Below are 2,689 nucleotides of genomic sequence, written 5' to 3' on the forward strand. Positions count from 1 at the left end.
CGCGTTCTTTTTATGCCGGGCCATGAAGACGTACATCCTATGCTGGCGGCCCAATTGTTCTTAAAAAACGAAGCCCACCGCTTTGTGGAATTTATCCGTTTTTCGGATCACGGCGGTGTGCTAACCGCTTGTATTTCGCCCAAATCCTTTGTACTGCCCTATATTCAAAACCATTTCTGCGACCGGTATTCCATTGAAACCTTTCTCATTTACGATCGCACCCATCATGCGGCCCTTATTTGGAAAGAGAAACGTGCATCGATCGTTCCTTTGGACAATTTTGAACCACCACCGCCTGACTCCAACGAACAGCAGTATCGAATATTATGGAAACGGTTCTATGACACTATTGCCATCCCTGATCGAGAAAACCCTCGCTGCCGTATGAATCACTGCCCGAAACGTTATTGGCCGGATATGCTGGAAATGTCCGCGGATGTCCCTAAATTTGTTGCCAGCGATTCACCTGCCCTAAAAAAATAGCAGAACTTTTCACTACAAACGCCGGGCCTCAAAAAACTTTCCGCTGGATAAAGCACTGGTTTCTTTTTTCGATTGCAAGTGTAGAATCAGAAAAAGCCGGACAGGAATTCCTGTCCGGCTTTTTGATTTCCTTTTCTCATGAGCGGCTGAGCACCAGCACATCGCCCTCCCGAATGACCGTGCTTCCATCGGGAAGAATTAGTTGACTTCCCCGCCGGATCAACACCACCAGCTTATTTTCACCGGGCCGAATTTCAGATAGAGGTTTATCACACCAAGTGCTTTCTCTGCCCACTGTACGCTCAATCAAACAGCCTTTCGCCTCGTTGCCGGAAGACAACGCACTCAAAATGACCTCATCGCCATTCTGAATCACGGTTTCTCCGGTCGGGACCACCTGCTCATTGTTGCGCACCAGCAAAACCAGCAAAAGATTGGGTAAAAGTTCGATTTCCCGTACCTTCTTACCCACCCAAGGATGCGGACTTTGCACCGTCAGGCCGAGGTACTGAACCGGAAGCTCTTCTGAATAGTCGCTGAATGTTTTCATGATATCGCTATTTTGGTCAATCGTATTCAGCATCTGCGCCACAGGCGACAAAAGAGTTCCCTGCAAAGCAATGGAAAACAAAACGATAAAGAAAACGATGTGAAACACATCCTGCTTCATGTACGCAGGGTGTACCGTGGCCATAATGGCAAACACGATGGATGCGGCACCGCGCAGCCCGGCCCAAGATACAAGCAGTTTCTGGTTGAGCGGGCATCGAAACGGAGACAAAACGGTGAACACCGCCAAAGGCCGCCCAACAAACGTAAGAAACAAAGAAATAGCAAGCCCGGACAGAGCCACTTTGGGAAGCTGCGAAGGAAAAGACAACAGTCCCAAAAGGAAAAAAATGAGCATTTGCATCAAACCTGTGAGCCCATCAAAAAAGTGAATCATCGCCTTTTTATTCTGGAAAGAGCGGTTTCCCAAAAGGATGCCCGCTATGTAGGCAGACAAATAACCATTCCCTCCCAGGGCCGAGGCGCCTGCGTAGGAGATCAACGCCATACTGAATACAAAAATCGTATCAAACCCATCGGTGGGAAAATGCACATGGTCCAGCACCCAACCAGATACCCATGCCACCAAAACTCCTCCGAGTGCACCCAACAAAAACTGGGCGGCAATCATCCAAATTAATTCACCGCCGCTGACTTGCCCACTCATAACAGAGAGAATAATGGCTGTGAGCATATAAGAACACGGGTCGTTGCTGCCGCTCTCGAGCTCTAACATGGATGCGGTATTGTCTTTCAGATTCAACCGCTTTGAGCGGAGGATTGAAAAAACAGACGCGGCGTCCGTAGAACTGACCACGGCTCCTACCAACATGCTTTCCCAAAAAGCAAAATGCAAGACAAAAAAGCAGAACAGGCCGGTGAGCAAAGCGGTGAGCAAAACGCCTAATGTGGATAAGAGCACCGATTTCAATGCCACCGGTCGGGCCGCATTCCAGTTGGTGCCGAATCCACCGTAAAACATGATAAAAATCAGCGCAAAAGAACAGATTTTCTCCGCCAGCTCAAAATTGTCAAAAGGAATTTTAAACAATCCGTCTGTGCCGAAAAGCATTCCTAAAAGAATAAAGGCAAGCAGCATCGGCATTCCCAGCTTCACCGCTACCTTATTAAGTAAAAGACAGACCAGAATAACGACCGCCGCGAGAAGAATCAATCCGTTCACAAAAACCTCCCATCCATCTGCAAAAAAACACGTACAAAAATAGTATATCATAAAAAAACCGCGGTGCGGCAGCGAATGAGGGCGAATCATCACACCGTTTGCACAAAAAAGCCCGGCAACAAAGCTGCCGGGCTTCTTCATTATTGAAATTCGTCAAAGGGTGGCTCTGGGATGATCATTGCGGCGATCAGATACAGCAAGAAGCCGGAACCCCAGACGATCATTGCCGCCACAAATGCCAGCCGCACCCAAGTGGGGTCCACATTAAAATATTCCGCCAAGCCACCACAAACGCCAAACAAAAGACGCGAACCGCGCGCCTTGTAAAGTTTCTTTCCCTCCATTGCAATCTACTCCTTATTCAAAACTGATTTGCACATTTCCTAAATCACATTGTATCTCGTAAAAATTGGGTGCATCGGACATTGTTTCCATCGAAGTATCCAAGCCATCAAAGCTCTGCCCGTCAATGGA

Annotated in this window: 3 protein-coding genes; 1 reads left to right on the top strand and 2 read right to left on the bottom strand. The window is 48.0% G+C overall.

Annotation, left to right across the window (positions count from 1 at the left end):
• Positions 1-483 (top strand): TIGR03915 family putative DNA repair protein (locus AB5H98_RS13175; protein WP_367926341.1); only part of this gene is annotated, 483 nt, incomplete at its 5' end.
• Between the two features lie 136 nt (positions 484-619).
• On the opposite strand, the gene AB5H98_RS13180 is transcribed toward AB5H98_RS13175, so the two are convergent.
• Positions 620-2,215: a potassium/proton antiporter gene (locus AB5H98_RS13180; RefSeq protein WP_367926342.1), complete on the bottom strand. Its 1,596-nt coding sequence runs from the start codon at positions 2,213-2,215 to the stop codon at positions 620-622.
• Between the two features lie 140 nt (positions 2,216-2,355).
• Positions 2,356-2,559, bottom strand: a complete 204-nt coding sequence (locus AB5H98_RS13185; protein WP_367926343.1) for a PspC domain-containing protein — start codon at positions 2,557-2,559, stop codon at positions 2,356-2,358.
• Between the last annotated feature and the right edge of the window lie 130 nt (positions 2,560-2,689).

Source organism: uncultured Ruthenibacterium sp. (assembly GCF_963558415.1).
GTDB lineage: Bacteria > Bacillota > Clostridia > Oscillospirales > Ruminococcaceae > Ruthenibacterium.

Bases quoted from the DNA above. Each gene is read 5' to 3' on its own strand.
- AB5H98_RS13185 (WP_367926343.1), bottom strand. From the start codon at position 2,559: ATGGAGGGAAAGAAACTTTACAAGGCGCGCGGTTCGCGTCTTTTGTTT.